This window comes from Aeromonas veronii (assembly GCA_041319085.1).
Classification (GTDB): domain Bacteria; phylum Pseudomonadota; class Gammaproteobacteria; order Enterobacterales; family Aeromonadaceae; genus Aeromonas; species Aeromonas veronii_F.
In genome coordinates, this window is record CP101033.1 from 3,306,182 (window position 1) to 3,325,147 (window position 18,966).

Consider the following 18,966-nt stretch of genomic DNA (forward strand, 5'->3'; position numbering starts at 1 on the left):
AGCAACTAAAAAAAGGGGCCTATATGGCCTGTCTCTTGATCACAACTATTGGTGCTCAAGAGACTGCGCCAGTTCGTAGCCTTCCAGGAGGGTCTGGAGTCGAAACCAGCCCTCCCATAATGCCGCTATTGAAGCCCGCCCCGTTCGTTTAGTGTCCTTCCAGCCCCCAGCTTGGCCAGGCTCCGGTACGCCCATCTCATATCCGGCACCTTGGTTGGCAACGGCGTTTTCTCTACCTTTCGCCAAAGCAGCTTCCACCCCGTCGGGCCTATCACCGTTTCGCAGCTTTGATTCTGTGCCGATGACTCCTCGTTGATAAACCTCAATTGCAACAGACGCACCGCGATAAACGACAAGATGACGCACATCCGCTTCAGGTTATCCATGCTCTGCATCCTTAAGGTTTCTACCCGAGTGCCGGCACTCTTCCAGACCTTGTGATAATCCTCGATAAGCCAGCGCCGCTCGTAATAGCCGATAACCTTGCGGGCCTGTGCATCGTCGGTCACGGCTTCACTAGTCAGCAGGTGCCACTCCAGCCGGTCAGAGGCATCGCCCTGCTCAATGCATCCCACGTAGTAGAGCGGGATATCCGGCTCGTTACGCTTGTTGGCCGGAGCCTTTAGGGTGACTTTGGTAAACTTGATGTCGAGCACGGCCTCTCTGGCTTTTCTGCCGCCCCGCTGCGGTATTTTGACGACCTTGGTGCCGGCAGAGTGGCACTGCCGGGCATAGTCGTAGAGCTTGTGGTCATGCTCTTCGATACAGCGACTTTGCATCGAGCGCACCACAAAGCGTTGTTGGTTGCTCTGCTTGTAATGCAGATATTCGTAGATATCCGCTTCCCGGTCACAGACCGAGATAACGTTGGCCATCTGAGTGCCGAGACGGGCGGCAAAGGCCACGGATGCCTCCTCCCACTTGCGACTCTCTTTCTCCTTGTAAGGCCGGGTGGCATGCCGGTGGCTCTCTCCCCGCTTGCTGACATCACGGGTCCAGATACGCTGTGCAATCATGCCGACCACCTGCGATTTATGCGGAGCAAACAACAAGACGGAGTGAGCCAGCAGAGCGCGACTACTGCCTTGATTGGTGTGCCCCAGCTCATCATGGACGCTGGCATGGTTGAAGGTCAGGGCCGTGGTATCTTCCAGTGCCAGCAACAGGTCGTAGTCCCTGGCTAGGGCTGCGGTGGTGGCAAAGCCTGCATCAGCAATGGCATCGGCATTGACATGGTGGTTGCGAATAAAGCGATATGAGCCTTCCATGTCGGCGGGTGAGAGGGGAAGTTGTGACACGCAATCTCCGGGTTGTTGAGCAAGGGCGGTGGCGAGTTTGACGAGACGTTCAGTGCGTCTGGGGTCCTTGAGATTGGCATGGCCAAACTGGTCGAATGCCCATTGTTCGAGTTGGGTGAGATGCATATTAGAGCCGTGATAAGGGATGGCAAAAGAGTCAGATCACGGAGAAGGGAAAAGGTTCAAAAAAATCCCCAAGCGATGCTTGGGGATTTGTGTATAAGAGACAGCCTATATGGCCCCCTTTTTCATCCGCAGTCCGGCGTCTCTATCCGCCTCAGCGATCCCGGTTCAGGGCGATAAGCTTGTCGAGCACCACCTCCCCGTCGGCCCGCAAGCCGTTGTGCTCATACTCGCTGGTGATCCAGGCGCGGCTGCTACCCAAGCCCCGCAGGGTCTCACGGCTGTAGTCAAATTCCACATACATATCCTCGGCATAGACGGCGCAGGCTACCGGCACCTGGTTGCGGGCCAGCTGGGCCGGGTCATAGAGCGCCCCCCAGTCCGCCTTGTTGGCCAGCAGATGAGCCGCCTCTTTCAGGGGTAGCAATTCGCGGAACTGCTCGAACATCCAGGGGTAAACCATCTCGCCGGTGAAAGCGAAATCCTTGCCGGGCGCCCAGTTCACCGCCGGGAACGCCCCTCTGACCCGATCCGCCGCCCAGCGAGTGGCCTCACCTTCGGCGTAGATAGCCTCGTGCAGGATGGCAAACAGCGGGTTGGTATTGAATGGCTGCATGCTCTGCACCTGATAGAGAAACGCCGGGCTCAGCTTGTCGCCGATAAAGGCCTCTTCCAGCAGGTAATAGAGCGCTTCAAAGGCGCCCGTGGCACCGAGATCCAGCCCTTGCTGCTGGAACTGCTCCACCGTCAGGCGCTGGCCGTTGGGCAATCGCACATCATGCTGGTGCAGATGGTTGGCCAGCCGGTTGGCAATCGCCTGGGCATGGGGGAAGCGGGCGAAGAAGGCGCGGTTCTTGTCGGCCACCCGCTGATAGGTGGCGCGGTAAACCTCCTCGGCACTGCGGCCAATCGGCGCGATGCCGCCGGTGATATAGACCTCCCGCAGACTATCGGGAAAGAGCGAGAGATAGGTCAGGCAGCAAAAACCGCCAAAGCTCTGGCCCAGCAGACTCCAGCGATGCTTGGGGCTCAGCTCCTGCCGGATGAACTCGGCATCTTGTACTATGCTGTCGGCGCGAAAATGGCTGAGATACGCCGCCTGCTCGGCGGGTGTCAGTTTGGCCAGGATATGCCCGTGGATGGGGCTCGACATCCCGGTGCCACGCTGATCCAATAGCAACACTCTGAACTCCTGCAACGCCCGCTTGAGCCAGCCACTATTGGCCGTCGGGCGCGGCGCCCCGAAACCGGGACCACCCTGCAAAAATAGCAGCCAGGGGAGCTTCTCATCGAGCTTGTCTTTGCGGCAGAGGGTACGGGCAAACAGAGTAATACTGTCGCCATCCGGCTCATCGTGATCGAGGGGAACGGTAAAAAAGTGCGGCTCGCAGTGGATACCGTCCAGTACATAGCTCAAGGGGCTGTTCATCTGGGATCTCTCCGTCAGGATGGGAACATCATTGACCCCATCATAGCCCCGCCCGGCCACGGGGTCACTCCGGTTTTCCAAAATGTTAACAATGGCTTAAAGGTCGAAACAGCCCCAGATTAGGCGCGGTTCAACCGTGCTGAATAAATTGTTTTGCGGGGGAGATTGACGCCATGGCGCCATTCAACAAAGATGGCTCGCCTGCACAGGAGTGCAGCCATTCAGGCCGACAACATGGATAAGAGAACGTGATGAAACCGACGTGGATCAGGGCCAGAAAAAGAGAGAAGAAGCCATGCCCTGGCAGCATGCTGCAAACCGGAATGCTGCTGTTCAGCGCAACCTGTGGCGCAACGCTATTTTTGGCAGCATGCAACAGCAACTAGAAATGAAAAAGCCCGCTCGATTGAGCGGGCTTTTCGAATTTGGCTCCTCCTACTGGACTTGAACCAGTGACATACGGATTAACAGTCCGCCGTTCTACCGACTGAACTAAGGAGGAATTATGGTGCCCAGAGACGGAATCGAACCGCCGACACGGGGATTTTCAATCCCCTGCTCTACCGACTGAGCTATCTGGGCAACGGCGCGCATTAAACCCTTTCTCGACTGGGGTGTCAACCATGATGGCTCGATAAAAAGCGCGTTCGCTCAACAACTGAACGTCACGACCATTTATTATCCATTCCAGCCCCGTTTCCCGCACTTGCTCGCCTCTGCGCGCCATACGGGCTGCGCCAATATGGTGGAAATTCGAGACTCAGTGGGTCAGCCGCATTGAGCCGAATCCACTCTGCGAGTATGCTTTGCCGCAATGATACCGCCTGGAGGCAACATGAGTCTGAATATGCAAGAGTGGCGTGATGAGACCACCGAGATCGTCAACGAACTGCTGGCCGATGGCAGCAATCCCGATGCGGATTACGACATCGAGCACCACTTCGCCTGCCAGGATTTCGACCGTCTGGAAAAAGCAGCGGTTGACCTGTTCAAGGCCGGTTTTGAAGTGACTGATGCCGAAGAGATGGAGCTGGATGACGGCGCCACCATCTTCTGCTTCGATGCCACCATCGAGTGCAAGCTGAATGTCGAAGCGATCGTCGCCGATATCGCTAAGATGCTGCCCATCCTGGAAAAATATGGGGTGGATTACGATGGCTGGGGCACCTACTTCCAGGATTGATCCTGCCTCCATCGTAAAACAACCAGGCCACCTGTCGGTGGCCTGGTTGTTTCTGGCGATCTCTCACGCCAGATAGCTGGCAGCAAACTCCGCCGGCGGCAGGGGGCGGCTGAACAGATAGCCCTGTAGCCGATCACACCCCGTCTCGGTCAGCCACTGCTGCTGCTCGGGCGTCTCCACCCCTTCGGCGGTGATCCGGATCCCCAGCTCATGGCCCAACCCGATCACCGAACGCACGATGGCGGTGGTTGTGGTATTGCTGACCAGCCCCTGGGTGAAGCTGCGATCCAGCTTAAGGGTCGCCACTTGCAAACGCGGCAAATAGGCCAGCGAGCAGTACCCGGTGCCGAAGTCATCGATAGCCAGCTGAAAACCGGCGGCGATCAGGTTGGCGAGGTTGGTCTCAATCTCGTCGGCGTTCTCCATCAGCACCCCTTCGGTGATCTCTAGCTCCAGCTGACTGGGCTTGAGGCCATGGCGAACGATACAGGTAGAGACCCGTTCACAGAGCGCCGGATCACGGAACTGCAGCGGCGAGAGGTTGATGGAGAGCACCATATCCGGCTGCGCGGTTTGCCACTGCGCCAGCTGGGCACACCCCAGCTCCAGCATCAACTGGCCAAGTTGGCCGATGATCCCCATCTCTTCCGCCAACGGAATGAACTCGTCGGGGGAGATCATCCCCAACTCGGGATGAGGCCAGCGACAGAGCAGCTCGGCACCGTGCAGCCGATGAGTACGGGTACAGATGATCGGCTGATAGACGGCAACCAGCTGGGCGGACTTGATGGCGAGCGGCAACTGGGCGGCGATCAGCTGACGCCGCTTGAGCCGGGCATGCAGCTCGGGATCAAACAGGGTGCAGTACTGCTGCTGCCGTTTGCCCTGCGCCAGCGCAGCCTCGGCATGGCTGAGCAACCGTTCGGCATCGCTTGCCCACCCCTGGGCCAGCCCCAGAAACACCGGGATCTGAATGCGATGCTCTTCCACCTGATAGTGCTCCATCAACTGCTGCTGCAGATGCTGGCTCCACTCCTGCAATGGCTCGTTGAAATCGGGCAGCAACAGACTGAAGTCATCGGCAGCGACCCGACAGAGCAGGGAATGTGGTGGCACCAGCTGCTGCAACCGCTTGGCCACCTGGCTGAGCAGGCGGTCGGCAATCCGGATCCCGAAGCGATCGTTGATCTCGCGAAAATGGTGCAGATCGATCAGCACCAGCGTGGCGCTGCGGCCCCCCAGATGGCGGCTGGTCTGCAAGAAACGGGAAAGTTTGAGCAGCCCGGTCAGACTGTCGTAGTGCTGCTCCTGCTGCAACTGCGCCTGAGTTGTGCGCAGGCCGGTGATGTCACGCCCCAGCGTCAGGATCCCGAGAGAGTGGCCATCACCATCGGGGACATCGACCCGGGTGATCTGCATGTGTCGCCCTTGCCCGCAGGCATCCAGCAGACAACACTCGCCATGACCCATTCCCTGTGGCGCCGCCAGCCGGAACGGCAGTTGCTGACCCAGCACCTCATCCGCCCCCTGCCCGATAAAGTCGAGGAATGCCTGATTACACGCCAGCAACACCCCGTTGTGATCATCAAAGCGGATCAGGTCAGGAATGGCATCGAGCAGATAACGCTGCAACAACTGCTGCTTTTTGACCGTCTGCTCCAGGCTCTTGCGCTGGGCAATCTCGTTAACCACACCGAACACCGCGCACGCCTCTCCCTGCGGGGTGTAAAGCGGCACCTTGTGCACCTCCATCCAGCAAGTATTCCCGCCCCGGTCACAATGAAACTGCTGATGAAGCATCGGTACGCCCCCGGCAAACAGCTGCTCATCCTCGCGGCGAAACACATCACCCCAGGGCATCTCTGCATCTGTCTTGCCGACCACCTCGGCTGGCGAGCCGAATCGAGCCTCCTTGGCGAACTCGCGATTGACGAGCAGGTAACGCCCATGGTTATCCCGACAGAAGATACTCATTGGCAATTGGTCGATGATCAGCTGCAGCAGGTCCGGGGTGAGTATATGAGTCACAGGGGCGCTTATGGAGGAATTTCGAGCAAATCTATGATAGCAAACCCATTTTGTAAAGCGCCCCGACCACCTCCCCATGACACCGGACGCAGGATGGTTGCTGACAGAGATTGTCGCTCCGGCGATAATAGGCGCCGGTTGGCCAATGGCCTGGTGATATGGACGAGAGAGACAAGATGAAAAAGATGATGGGGAGTGCCTTGGCGCTGCTGCTGGTTGGTTGTGCTGGTGACAATAACGGCGGTGAGGAGTATCGCTACAACCCGCCAATTGCCAAGGCAACCAACAACACTCAGGAGATGGCGATCCCGGTGGATCTGGTGTGGGCACGCGCCGAGAAGTGGTTCACCGATCACGGCCTCACCATCGAAAACAGCCAGCGAGGTTCCGGCCTGATGACCGCCAATGTCAACCAGTCCGCCGACGGGCTGGAGTGGCTGGACTGCGGCACCCTGGGTTCCAAAGTCGCACTGGGCAACCCGAACCTGCAGATCAACCTGATCATCACCCAGAGCGGCAACAGCAGCGTGGCGACCGTCAACGTCAAGGGCAACACCGAGCTGTTCTTCGTTGAATCCTCAGGAGAGCGCGTCCCGGCCTCGTCCATCAAGCCGGTCTGTGTCTCCCGCGGCACCCTGGAGCAGAGCCTGTTCGCCACCCTCGGCAACTGATTTCGCTTCCCTGCAAAGTAAAAAAAGCGGCAGATTGCTCTGCCGCTTTTTTAGCCTCGAATCGGGCTTACTTGTCGATATCGAGCATATTGTTGGCCAACATGTAGTCGATCACCTGACTGGCACTTGACGCACTGTTACCGGTCAGACTTGCAAAACTATGGCCGGACAACACGATTTCCTGGGTAGCTGGGCCACCCTGCGACTCGCTAACCTTGAAATGCACGCCTTGGCTATCTTCAAACACAGACAACAAACCTTTCAATGACGATTCATTTTTAGACCCATCATGATCCAGCAGATCGCTCAGGTCCAGCTTGTCACCTTCTGCCTTGGAGAAGTCGACCACGTAATCCTTGGCGACGCTGCCCGTAGCGGTATCGCCCTGCAGCCAGGTGAAGGTATCGGCGCCGCTATCCCCCTTGAGGATGTCATTGCCAAGCCCGCCGACCAGAGTGTCATTGCCCAAACCTCCACTCAGGGTATCGTTGCCGGCCCCGCCATACAGGGTATCGTTGCCACTGCCACCAAAGAGCTGGTCATCGCCCAGGCCGCCGAGCAGTATGTCGTCACCGGCACCGCCGAACAGGATGTCGTTGCCAGCACCACCATCCAGAATATCGTTGCCACCCTGACCGAACAGGATGTCGTTACCATCCCCGCCGATCAGCACATCTGCCTTGTCATTGCTGGAAGACTGATCGAACTCGCTGGCGTGGTCCGTGATGTAGTCATGGACCTGGGCATCGGTCACCAAACCTGCGCTCAGCTTGCCGGCCACATACTGCTTGATGGCCGCGTAGCCTTCACCGTTGATGCCGGCAAAATGGATGGCATCACCGAACAGGATGTCGTCACCGGCACCGCCGTCGATCCGGTCGCTGCCCGGCAGGTTGTTCACCGAGGTACCCAGGATGGCGTTGGCCAGGTCACTGGCATTGACACCGGTCATGATGACACCATCGGAGTCGTAGGACTTGAGATCGTTGTAGGAGATGCTGGCCCCTAGGCCGATCGCCTCTACCGTAACCCCCATCCCTGTCAGCAAGCCAAAACCAGCTACCGAGTTGCTGATGGTTGAGCTGGAGGTAGTGCTGCCATCACCATCCAGTGTTGAGTAGGTATATCCCCCCCTGCCATCCGGACGCATAAAACCGATCGGGCTGTTGTATCTGCCATCGGCATATACTCGGCCCGCGCTGTCGATAATGGTGTAACCATTCGAGCTATACACCCGACCCGGAACATAGGTGCCACCAAGCAGACTGTTGAGATAGACGTCATAGCTGTTGCCGGAGAAATTCAATACTCTCGGGTTGGAGCCTTCGTTACCGAGGTAATAAGTCGGTTTACCATCAGTAATGAAGTAGGTCAGGTTCTTGGCATTGGTGTTGTTCTGTACGGTCGAGCTGTTGAACCAGTTGGCAACCGTCTTGAACACATCTTCATAGTTGGTTCCCCCCCCGCTACTCATGGAATCGATGACAGACTGCAGCTGACTCAAGGCATTGCTGTCCTTCAGGTTCACACTAATACTGGCATTCGACAGGGCATCGAAGTCAACCAGCATGATGTTGACTGTACCAGCCCCCTCGCTGCCTGCGCTCGCCTTGAGGCTGGCGAAAATCTGCGCCAGCTGGCTCTTGATGGTGTTCATGGCGCTGCTGCCGATACTGCCTGAGCTGTCGACCATAAAGGCGATGTTGTAGTTCTGACCCGGCAGCACCACGCTGCCATCCAGATCCCCGACCACGATATTGTGCTCGCTACCGTAGGTACGGTTCTGATCACCCGGTTCCCCTTCTGTGGAGAGGAAATAGCTCATGCGGATCGAATCCTGATCCGATGCGCTGCTGGCCTCATCAGTCACCACTTCTTTGGCAATGGCTTCGACCTTGAGGTCGAACTGACCTGCACTGCTGCCCGGTACCCGCAGGGTCAAACCGGTCAGCTTGACGTCCAGCGCGCTCTGGTTCCACAGACCGGTCAGCGTCAGCTTGCCATCGGCCCCCACGGTACCGAGCACGGTGGAGCCCTGATAGAGGATCGACCCCGTCGGCATGCCGGTCAGTACCATGCTGTCGAACTGCTCGCTGCCATCCCGGTCGGTCAGGGAAACGCTGATCTCGAGCGGGTAATCCACCACGCTCGGCTGTACCGCCGTCAGGGTGCCATCGTTCTGATTGAACAGGTAGACACCATCATCAAACTGCACCAGCTCAATGTCGTAGAGCGACTTACTAATGGTGACGCCGTTCTCTTTCACCAAGAAGTTGAAACCGCCGTCACTTCTGCGCTCGATGACATAATTGGCACGAGAGCCCATCAGCACGGCCAGATCGGTTCCAGCGCCGCCATACAGGGTGTCGCCACCCAGCCCGGCTACCAGAATGTCGTTGCCGGTGCCGCCGTCGAGGGTGTCACCTGAGGTGGAGTTGCCACCGACCAGCACATCATTGCCTGCACCGCCGACGAAGTAATCGCCACCGCCCTTCACGCTGACGATGTAGTCATTGCCATTACCACCCACCACTTGATCCTGACTGGTGGTGCTGTCGGTCAGACTGTTGGTGATGCCGAGGCTATCTTTGTTGATGTTGCCGCTCTGGAACGCACCGGTTGAGATACCGGATGACGGGTACTGGGTATAGAGCGGTACGCCATTGCCGGTCAGGCTGATATCGACTACCGGCTTGTCAGCCACCGCAGCAATATCGATCACCAGCTTGCCGCTGTTGCTCAGGTTCGCGCCGTCACTGATCTGGTAACCAACGCTGGCATAATCGCCATTCAGGTTCCCAGTCACGACTCCATTACCGTTGCTGGAATTGGTGCTCGACTCATTGAGGCCAGGCACGAAGCGCAGGTGGCCGCTGTCGATATCGGCGTAGGAGACAAGATCCCCCACCTTCACCGCAATCCACTGGCCGGCTGCGTTCAGGTACTCCAGCTTGCCGCTCAGCGGCAAGGTGTTGATCTGCACGCTCAAGTCAGAAACGGCCTGATCATCGCTGGCACCAAACTGGGCCCAGGTCAACACCAGGGGCTTGTCTTCCTGCCCGGCACTGTAGCCACCCGTGGTCACCGGTACACGATCGTTGTCGGTGATGGTGGCGGTGCCGGTCACGGTGCTGATGGTGCCTGCGCCGCTCAGGGTGTAGCTCTCGCTCGCCTCGAACACGGTGTCATTCACGGTGCTCACCTTGACGCTGAAGCTGTCGGTGTTGGCCGGTACCGTCACGTTGAAGGTGCCATCCGCATTGACGTTCACGGTCTGCACCGCAGTGCCGATAGTGACGGTCACCTGGGTGCCGCTGAAGTCGACCCCCTTGGTGGCAGTGCCACTGGCCAGGGTCAGCGTCAGCGTGGTCGGGGTACTCGAGGTGTTGGTCAGCCCCACTGCAAAGCTGTTGGTATCCCCTTCCACCACGGTGTCGCCCACGATGGTCGCCACCTTCGGTGCGCTGTCGTTGTCGGTGATGGTGGCGGTGCCGGTCACGGTGCTGCTGGTGCCTGCGCCGCTCAGGGTGTAGCTCTCGCTCGCCTCGAACACGGTGTCATTCACGGTGCTCACCTTGACGCTGAAGCTGTCGGTGTTGGCCGGTACCGTCACGTTGAAGGTGCCATCCGCATTGACGTTCACGGTCTGCACCGCAGTGCCGATAGTGACGGTCACCTGGGTGCCGCTGAAGTCGACCCCCTTGGTGGCAGTGCCACTGGCCAGGGTCAGCGTCAGCGTGGTCGGGGTACTCGAGGTGTTGGTCAGCCCCACTGCAAAGCTGTTGGTATCCCCTTCCACCACGGTGTCGCCCACGATGGTCGCCACCTTCGGTGCGCTGTCGTTGTCGGTGATGGTGGCGGTGCCGGTCACGGTGCTGCTGGTGCCTGCGCCGCTCAGGGTGTAGCTCTCGCTCGCCTCGAACACGGTGTCATTCACGGTGCTCACCTTGACGCTGAAGCTGTCGGTGTTGGCCGGTACCGTCACGTTGAAGGTGCCATCCGCATTGACGTTCACGGTCTGCACCGCAGTGCCGATAGTGACGGTCACCTGGGTGCCGCTGAAGTCGACCCCCTTGGTGGCAGTGCCACTGGCCAGGGTCAGCGTCAGCGTGGTCGGGGTACTCGAGGTGTTGGTCAGCCCCACTGCAAAGCTGTTGGTATCCCCTTCCACCACGGTGTCGCCCACGATGGTCGCCACCTTCGGTGCGCTGTCGTTGTCGGTGATGGTGGCGGTGCCGGTCACGGTGCTGCTGGTGCCTGCGCCGCTCAGGGTGTAGCTCTCGCTCGCCTCGAACACGGTGTCATTCACGGTGCTCACCTTGACGCTGAAGCTGTCGGTGTTGGCCGGTACCGTCACGTTAAAGGTGCCATCCGCATTGACGTTCACGGTCTGCACCGCAGTGCCGATAGTGACGGTCACCTGGGTGCCGCTGAAGTCGACCCCCTTGGTGGCAGTGCCACTGGCCAGGGTCAGCGTCAGCGTGGTCGGGGTACTCGAGGTGTTGGTCAGCCCCACTGCAAAGCTGTTGGTATCCCCTTCCACCACGGTGTCGCCCACGATGGTCGCCACCTTCGGTGCGCTGTCGTTGTCGGTGATGGTGGCGGTGCCGGTCACGGTGCTGCTGGTGCCTGCGCCGCTCAGGGTGTAGCTCTCGCTCGCCTCGAACACGGTGTCATTCACGGTGCTCACCTTGACGCTGAAGCTGTCGGTGTTGGCCGGTACCGTCACGTTGAAGGTGCCATCCGCATTGACGTTCACGGTCTGCACCGCAGTGCCGATAGTGACGGTCACCTGGGTGCCGCTGAAGTCGACCCCCTTGGTGGCAGTGCCACTGGCCAGGGTCAGCGTCAGCGTGGTCGGGGTACTCGAGGTGTTGGTCAGCCCCACTGCAAAGCTGTTGGTATCCCCTTCCACCACGGTGTCGCCCACGATGGTCGCCACCTTCGGTGCGCTGTCGTTGTCGGTGATGGTGGCGGTGCCGGTCACGGTGCTGATGGTGCCTGCGCCGCTCAGGGTGTAGCTCTCGCTCGCCTCGAACACGGTGTCATTCACGGTGCTCACCTTGACGCTGAAGCTGTCGGTGTTGGCCGGTACCGTCACGTTGAAGGTGCCATCCGCATTGACGTTCACGGTCTGCACCGCAGTGCCGATAGTGACGGTCACCTGGGTGCCGCTGAAGTCGACCCCCTTGGTGGCAGTGCCACTGGCCAGGGTCAGCGTCAGCGTGGTCGGGGTACTCGAGGTGTTGGTCAGCCCCACTGCAAAGCTGTTGGTATCCCCTTCCACCACGGTGTCGCCCACGATGGTCGCCACCTTCGGTGCGCTGTCGTTGTCGGTGATGGTGGCGGTGCCGGTCACGGTGCTGCTGGTGCCTGCGCCGCTCAGGGTGTAGCTCTCGCTCGCCTCGAACACGGTGTCATTCACGGTGCTCACCTTGACGCTGAAGCTGTCGGTGTTGGCCGGTACCGTCACGTTGAAGGTGCCATCCGCATTGACGTTCACGGTCTGCACCGCAGTGCCGATAGTGACGGTCACCTGGGTGCCGCTGAAGTCGACCCCCTTGGTGGCAGTGCCACTGGCCAGGGTCAGCGTCAGCGTGGTCGGGGTACTCGAGGTGTTGGTCAGCCCCACTGCAAAGCTGTTGGTATCCCCTTCCACCACGGTGTCGCCCACGATGGTCGCCACCTTCGGTGCGCTGTCGTTGTCGGTGATGGTGGCGGTGCCGGTCACGGTGCTGCTGGTGCCTGCGCCGCTCAGGGTGTAGCTCTCGCTCGCCTCGAACACGGTGTCATTCACGGTGCTCACCTTGACGCTGAAGCTGTCGGTGTTGGCCGGTACCGTCACGTTAAAGGTGCCATCCGCATTGACGTTCACGGTCTGCACCGCAGTGCCGATAGTGACGGTCACCTGGGTGCCGCTGAAGTCGACCCCCTTGGTGGCAGTGCCACTGGCCAGGGTCAGCGTCAGCGTGGTCGGGGTACTCGAGGTGTTGGTCAGCCCCACTGCAAAGCTGTTGGTATCCCCTTCCACCACGGTGTCGCCCACGATGGTCGCCACCTTCGGTGCGCTGTCGTTGTCGGTGATGGTGGCGGTGCCGGTCACGGTGCTGCTGGTGCCTGCGCCGCTCAGGGTGTAGCTCTCGCTCGCCTCGAACACGGTGTCATTCACGGTGCTCACCTTGACGCTGAAGCTGTCGGTGTTGGCCGGTACCGTCACGTTGAAGGTGCCATCCGCATTGACGTTCACGGTCTGCACCGCAGTGCCGATAGTGACGGTCACCTGGGTGCCGCTGAAGTCGACCCCCTTGGTGGCAGTGCCACTGGCCAGGGTCAGCGTCAGCGTGGTCGGGGTACTCGAGGTGTTGGTCAGCCCCACTGCAAAGCTGTTGGTATCCCCTTCCACCACGGTGTCGCCCACGATGGTCGCCACCTTCGGTGCGCTGTCGTTGTCGGTGATGGTGGCGGTGCCGGTCACGGTGCTGCTGGTGCCTGCGCCGCTCAGGGTGTAGCTCTCGCTCGCCTCGAACACGGTGTCATTCACGGTGCTCACCTTGACGCTGAAGCTGTCGGTGTTGGCCGGTACCGTCACGTTGAAGGTGCCATCCGCATTGACGTTCACGGTCTGCACCGCAGTGCCGATAGTGACGGTCACCTGGGTGCCGCTGAAGTCGACCCCCTTGGTGGCAGTGCCACTGGCCAGGGTCAGCGTCAGCGTGGTCGGGGTACTCGAGGTGTTGGTCAGCCCCACTGCAAAGCTGTTGGTATCCCCTTCCACCACGGTGTCGCCCACGATGGTCGCCACCTTCGGTGCGCTGTCGTTGTCGGTGATGGTGGCGGTGCCGGTCACGGTGCTGCTGGTGCCTGCGCCGCTCAGGGTGTAGCTCTCGCTCGCCTCGAACACGGTGTCATTCACGGTGCTCACCTTGACGCTGAAGCTGTCGGTGTTGGCCGGTACCGTCACGTTAAAGGTGCCATCCGCATTGACGTTCACGGTCTGCACCGCAGTGCCGATAGTGACGGTCACCTGGGTGCCGCTGAAGTCGACCCCCTTGGTGGCAGTGCCACTGGCCAGGGTCAGCGTCAGCGTGGTCGGGGTACTCGAGGTGTTGGTCAGCCCCACTGCAAAGCTGTTGGTATCCCCTTCCACCACGGTGTCGCCCACGATGGTCGCCACCTTCGGTGCGCTGTCGTTGTCGGTGATGGTGGCGGTGCCGGTCACGGTGCTGCTGGTGCCTGCGCCGCTCAGGGTGTAGCTCTCGCTCGCCTCGAACACGGTGTCATTCACGGTGCTCACCTTGACGCTGAAGCTGTCGGTGTTGGCCGGTACCGTCACGTTGAAGGTGCCATCCGCATTGACGTTCACGGTCTGCACCGCAGTGCCGATAGTGACGGTCACCTGGGTGCCGCTGAAGTCGACCCCCTTGGTGGCAGTGCCACTGGCCAGGGTCAGCGTCAGCGTGGTCGGGGTACTCGAGGTGTTGGTCAGCCCCACTGCAAAGCTGTTGGTATCCCCTTCCACCACGGTGTCGCCCACGATGGTCGCCACCTTCGGTGCGCTGTCGTTGTCGGTGATGGTGGCGGTGCCGGTCACGGTGCTGCTGGTGCCTGCGCCGCTCAGGGTGTAGCTCTCGCTCGCCTCGAACACGGTGTCATTCACGGTGCTCACCTTGACGCTGAAGCTGTCGGTGTTGGCCGGTACCGTCACGTTAAAGGTGCCATCCGCATTGACGTTCACGGTCTGCACCGCAGTGCCGATAGTGACGGTCACCTGGGTGCCGCTGAAGTCGACCCCCTTGGTGGCAGTGCCACTGGCCAGGGTCAGCGTCAGCGTGGTCGGGGTACTCGAGGTGTTGGTCAGCCCCACTGCAAAGCTGTTGGTATCCCCTTCCACCACGGTGTCGCCCACGATGGTCGCCACCTTCGGTGCGCTGTCGTTGTCGGTGATGGTGGCGGTGCCGGTCACGGTGCTGCTGGTGCCTGCGCCGCTCAGGGTGTAGCTCTCGCTCGCCTCGAACACGGTGTCATTCACGGTGCTCACCTTGACGCTGAAGCTGTCGGTGTTGGCCGGTACCGTCACGTTAAAGGTGCCATCCGCATTGACGTTCACGGTCTGCACCGCAGTGCCGATAGTGACGGTCACCTGGGTGCCGCTGAAGTCGACCCCCTTGGTGGCAGTGCCACTGGCCAGGGTCAGCGTCAGCGTGGTCGGGGTACTCGAGGTGTTGGTCAGCCCCACTGCAAAGCTGTTGGTATCCCCTTCCACCACGGTGTCGCCCACGATGGTCGCCACCTTCGGTGCGCTGTCGTTGTCGGTGATGGTGGCGGTGCCGGTCACGGTGCTGCTGGTGCCTGCGCCGCTCAGGGTGTAGCTCTCGCTCGCCTCGAACACGGTGTCATTCACGGTGCTCACCTTGACGCTGAAGCTGTCGGTGTTGGCCGGTACCGTCACGTTGAAGGTGCCATCCGCATTGACGTTCACGGTCTGCACCGCAGTGCCGATAGTGACGGTCACCTGGGTGCCGCTGAAGTCGACCCCCTTGGTGGCAGTGCCACTGGCCAGGGTCAGCGTCAGCGTGGTCGGGGTACTCGAGGTGTTGGTCAGCCCCACTGCAAAGCTGTTGGTATCCCCTTCCACCACGGTGTCGCCCACGATGGTCGCCACCTTCGGTGCGCTGTCGTTGTCGGTGATGGTGGCGGTGCCGGTCACGGTGCTGCTGGTGCCTGCGCCGCTCAGGGTGTAGCTCTCGCTCGCCTCGAACACGGTGTCATTCACGGTGCTCACCTTGACGCTGAAGCTGTCGGTGTTGGCCGGTACCGTCACGTTAAAGGTGCCATCCGCATTGACGTTCACGGTCTGCACCGCAGTGCCGATAGTGACGGTCACCTGGGTGCCGCTGAAGTCGACCCCCTTGGTGGCAGTGCCACTGGCCAGGGTCAGCGTCAGCGTGGTCGGGGTACTCGAGGTGTTGGTCAGCCCCACTGCAAAGCTGTTGGTATCCCCTTCCACCACGGTGTCGCCCACGATGGTCGCCACCTTCGGTGCGCTGTCGTTGTCGGTGATGGTGGCGGTGCCGGTCACGGTGCTGCTGGTGCCTGCGCCGCTCAGGGTGTAGCTCTCGCTCGCCTCGAACACGGTGTCATTCACGGTGCTCACCTTGACGCTGAAGCTGTCGGTGTTGGCCGGTACCGTCACGTTGAAGGTGCCATCCGCATTGACGTTCACGGTCTGCACCGCAGTGCCGATAGTGACGGTCACCTGGGTGCCGCTGAAGTCGACCCCCTTGGTGGCAGTGCCACTGGCCAGGGTCAGCGTCAGCGTGGTCGGGGTACTCGAGGTGTTGGTCAGCCCCACTGCAAAGCTGTTGGTATCCCCTTCCACCACGGTGTCGCCCACGATGGTCGCCACCTTCGGTGCGCTGTCGTTGTCGGTGATGGTGGCGGTGCCGGTCACGGTGCTGCTGGTGCCTGCGCCGCTCAGGGTGTAGCTCTCGCTCGCCTCGAACACGGTGTCATTCACGGTGCTCACCTTGACGCTGAAGCTGTCGGTGTTGGCCGGTACCGTCACGTTGAAGGTGCCATCCGCATTGACGTTCACGGTCTGCACCGCAGTGCCGATAGTGACGGTCACCTGGGTGCCGCTGAAGTCGACCCCCTTGGTGGCAGTGCCACTGGCCAGGGTCAGCGTCAGCGTGGTCGGGGTACTCGAGGTGTTGGTCAGCCCCACTGCAAAGCTGTTGGTATCCCCTTCCACCACGGTGTCACCCACGATGGTCGCCACCTTCGGAGAATTCTGAGCATCAATAATGTTGGTATTAACTGTTGCTTTAGATACATCGAGCAATTCAAACACGTTGGAACCTATCGGTGTTTGGATTGCATCTACCGAGACATTGAAGCTTTCCAAGCCCTCGTAAACACCATCGTTAATCGTATCTATGGTGAAAGTCGCGGTCTTGCCATCAGCACCGATCACCGCCTGGGTGGTCTCGGTGATGTCTTTGCCACTGGCGCTGGTGTAGGTGTAACTCAGGGTCACGATGCTACCGACCGGCGCGGCATCGCTCAAGGTCACGGTGTAGGTCGAGGTAGTCTCGCCCTCCACCACACTGCCCGGCCCGCGCAGAGTAACGGTCACGGTGTCTTCCACCCCCGGCACTTCCGGGTCCACCGGAGAGGCCGCATCCTTGATGGTGGTCTCGACACTGGCACCGGACAGATCCAGTTTTTCAAACACGTTGCTGCCGCTCGGGGTCTGTACCCCGCTCACGCTCACGCTGAACTTCTCGTCACCTTCGGCAAACTTGTCATCCACCGTGGCGATGGTGAAGGTCGCGGTCTTGCCATCAGCACCGATCACCGCCTGGGTGGTCTCGGTGATGTCTTTGCCACTGGCGCTGGTGTAGGTGTAACTCAGGGTCACGATGCTACCGACCGGCGCGGCATCGCTCAGGGTCACGGTGTAGGTCGCAGTGGTCTCGCCCTCCACCACACTGCCCGGCCCGCTCAGGGTCACGGTCACGGTGTCTTCCACCCCCGGCACTTCCGGGTCCACCGGCGAGGCCGCATCCTTGATGGTGGTCTCGACACTGGCACCGGACAGATCCAGTTTTTCAAACACATTGCTGCCGCTCGGGGTCTGTACCCCGCTCACGCTCACGCTGAACTTCTCGTCACCTTCGGCAAACTTGTCATCCACCGTGGCGATGGTGAAGGTCGCGGTCTTGCCATCAGCACCGATCACCGCCTGGGTGGTCTCGGTGATGTCTTTGCCACTGGCGCTGGTGTAGGTGTAACTCAGGGTCACGATACTACCGACCGGCGCGGCATCGCTCAGGGTCACGGTGTAGGTCGCGGTGGTCTCGCCCTCCACCACACTGCCCGGCCCGCTCAGGGTCACGGTGGCGGAATCGCTGTCATCCACCACGGTATTGTTGATGGTGCCAGCAGTGGTCACGCTCTCGTAGTTGCCGCCATTGGTGCTGCTGATGGTGACGCTCAGCGCTTGATCATCCTGTAGATACACATCATCCGCACGCACCGGCACCGGCGCGCTGTTGGCACTGCTGGCGCCCACCGGAATGGTGATCACCACCCCGTTGGAGAGGGTCACGCTCAGCGGGCTGCCGGTCACCGGGTTGCTGACGATGGCGGTGTAGACAATGCTGCCGCCCTCGGTCACGGTCTGGCCGTTGGTGGCCGAGCTCAGAGTCACGGTGGTGGTGTCCACGGTGTCGCCCACCTCGGTGGTCACCGTGCTGCTGGTATCCAGCTGCTCGTAGTTGCCGCCCTGGCTGCCGGTGATACTCACCGTCAGGCTGCTGCCATCCTGGTACACATCGTCGCTCGGTGCATCGACCGTCACGCTGCCGCTCAGCTCGCTCGCCTTGATGGTGATGCTGGCGCCGTTGGACAGGGTCAGAACTAGGTCACTTTGCGGGGCATTATTGACGCTGGCGCTGTAGGTGATCTGGCCCCCTTCGTTGACCTGCGCCGGGGCGCTCAGGGTCACTGTGGTGGTGTCCACGGTGTCGTTAATCTGGGTAGTCGTTGAAGGTCCAGTGATAATCTGGTTGAAACCACCGCCCTGAGTACCGGTAATCGAAACGGTGATCGTTGACGGATCGACATAAGGGCTGTCTGCCGGAGCAGCAACAGTGACTGAACCGGAACTCTGGCCGACGGGAATGGTGATCACGGCACCATTTGACAGCTGAATAACCAGGTCAGCACCAAAAACAGGTTGATCAAGTGTCGCGGTAAAGGTGATAAGCCCACCTTCGTTCACCAGGGACTCGGCACTCAAGGCAAGGTTGGCGGCTGTAAACAGGGGATCATCTTCACCAACGGCTTCAAGCGGTGGCTCACCATCGGCGTTGTAGGTGGTATCGAAGGTAGCTTCGGCAATGGTTGCGGAACCGGTACGGTCGATGGTGACAAACCCGCCGTTGCCACTGGCACCGGCGACACCCCCAATACCGCCACCACCGGCAGCAGGTGCACCGCCTGCGGCAGAGGCTTCAAAAGCTTGAGTCGGGTCAGCGCCACCCAAAATGGCCTGTTGCAGGGCATTGATATCATCAGGAGTACCTGCAGCGCCGTTTTGTGCCAACTGGGAAGTATCCCCCTCTTCGGCAGGCTCACTCTGCTCGCTGGCCGGTTGCACATTGAACGACTGTCCGCCGCCCATGAAACTGGCGCCATCCGGCGACATGATCACCGCCCCTTTTGGCAGCA

General features: G+C 60.3%; 6 protein-coding genes, 2 tRNA genes and 3 pseudogenes. 3 read left to right on the top strand and 8 right to left on the bottom strand.

All coding sequences use genetic code 11. The features are described 5' to 3' along the window. Positions 1–45: 45 nt before the first annotated feature. Positions 46–1,424: pseudogene (locus NMD14_15625) on the bottom strand (IS4 family transposase). Positions 1,425–1,575: 151 nt separating this feature from the next. Next, positions 1,576–2,850, bottom strand: coding sequence for an alpha/beta hydrolase (locus tag NMD14_15630; protein ID XEI32172.1), 1,275 nt, complete (start codon positions 2,848–2,850; stop codon positions 1,576–1,578). 262 nt (positions 2,851–3,112) lie between these two features. Here NMD14_15630 and NMD14_15635 point away from each other — a divergent pair, with 262 nt between their 5' ends. Then, positions 3,113–3,298 carry a hypothetical protein gene (locus NMD14_15635; protein ID XEI32173.1) on the top strand — a complete coding sequence of 62 codons (186 nt, stop codon included), beginning with the start codon at positions 3,113–3,115 and terminating at the stop codon, positions 3,296–3,298. Here the strand turns inward: NMD14_15635 and NMD14_15640 are convergent. Next, positions 3,277–3,352, bottom strand: a tRNA-Asn gene (locus NMD14_15640). The two genes, NMD14_15635 and NMD14_15640, sit on opposite strands and share 22 nt — an antisense overlap. A 4-nt stretch (positions 3,353–3,356) precedes the next feature. After that, positions 3,357–3,432 (bottom strand) — tRNA-Phe (locus tag NMD14_15645). Positions 3,433–3,697: 265 nt separating this feature from the next. Here NMD14_15645 and rraB point away from each other — a divergent pair. Next, positions 3,698–4,033: a ribonuclease E inhibitor RraB gene (gene rraB, locus NMD14_15650; GenBank protein ID XEI34782.1), complete on the top strand. Its 336-nt coding sequence runs from the start codon at positions 3,698–3,700 to the stop codon at positions 4,031–4,033. A gap of 63 nt (positions 4,034–4,096) precedes the next feature. On the opposite strand, the gene NMD14_15655 is transcribed toward rraB, so the two are convergent. Then, positions 4,097–6,061 (bottom strand): EAL domain-containing protein, encoded by a 1,965-nt coding sequence (locus NMD14_15655; GenBank protein XEI32174.1) that lies wholly within the window; start codon positions 6,059–6,061, stop codon positions 4,097–4,099. Positions 6,062–6,237: 176 nt separating this feature from the next. Between NMD14_15655 and NMD14_15660 the strand changes: the two genes are divergently transcribed. After that, a complete protein-coding gene (locus NMD14_15660) occupies positions 6,238–6,732 on the top strand; it encodes a hypothetical protein (GenBank protein ID XEI32175.1) in 495 nt (164 codons plus the stop codon). A gap of 67 nt (positions 6,733–6,799) precedes the next feature. On the opposite strand, the gene NMD14_15665 is transcribed toward NMD14_15660, so the two are convergent. The 3 genes and pseudogenes from NMD14_15665 to NMD14_15675 form a co-directional block, all read right to left on the bottom strand. Beyond that, on the bottom strand, positions 6,800–7,081 hold the full coding sequence (locus NMD14_15665) for a type I secretion C-terminal target domain-containing protein (protein ID XEI34783.1): 282 nt from the start codon (positions 7,079–7,081) through the stop codon (positions 6,800–6,802). A 108-nt stretch (positions 7,082–7,189) separates the two neighbouring features. Next, a pseudogene (locus NMD14_15670) lies at positions 7,190–7,396 on the bottom strand (hypothetical protein). A gap of 1,713 nt (positions 7,397–9,109) precedes the next feature. Further along, positions 9,110–18,919 (bottom strand): annotated as a pseudogene (locus tag NMD14_15675) (hypothetical protein). Positions 18,920–18,966 lie beyond the last annotated feature (47 nt).

What these genes read in the sequence shown, in the direction of transcription:
- rraB (XEI34782.1), top strand. Translation starts at nt 3,698, where the DNA reads ATGCAAGAGTGGCGTGATGAGACCACCGAGATCGTCAACGAACTGCTG.
- NMD14_15660 (XEI32175.1), top strand. Translation starts at nt 6,238, where the DNA reads ATGAAAAAGATGATGGGGAGTGCCTTGGCGCTGCTGCTGGTTGGTTGT.
- NMD14_15630 (XEI32172.1), bottom strand. Translation starts at nt 2,850, where the DNA reads ATGAACAGCCCCTTGAGCTATGTACTGGACGGTATCCACTGCGAGCCG.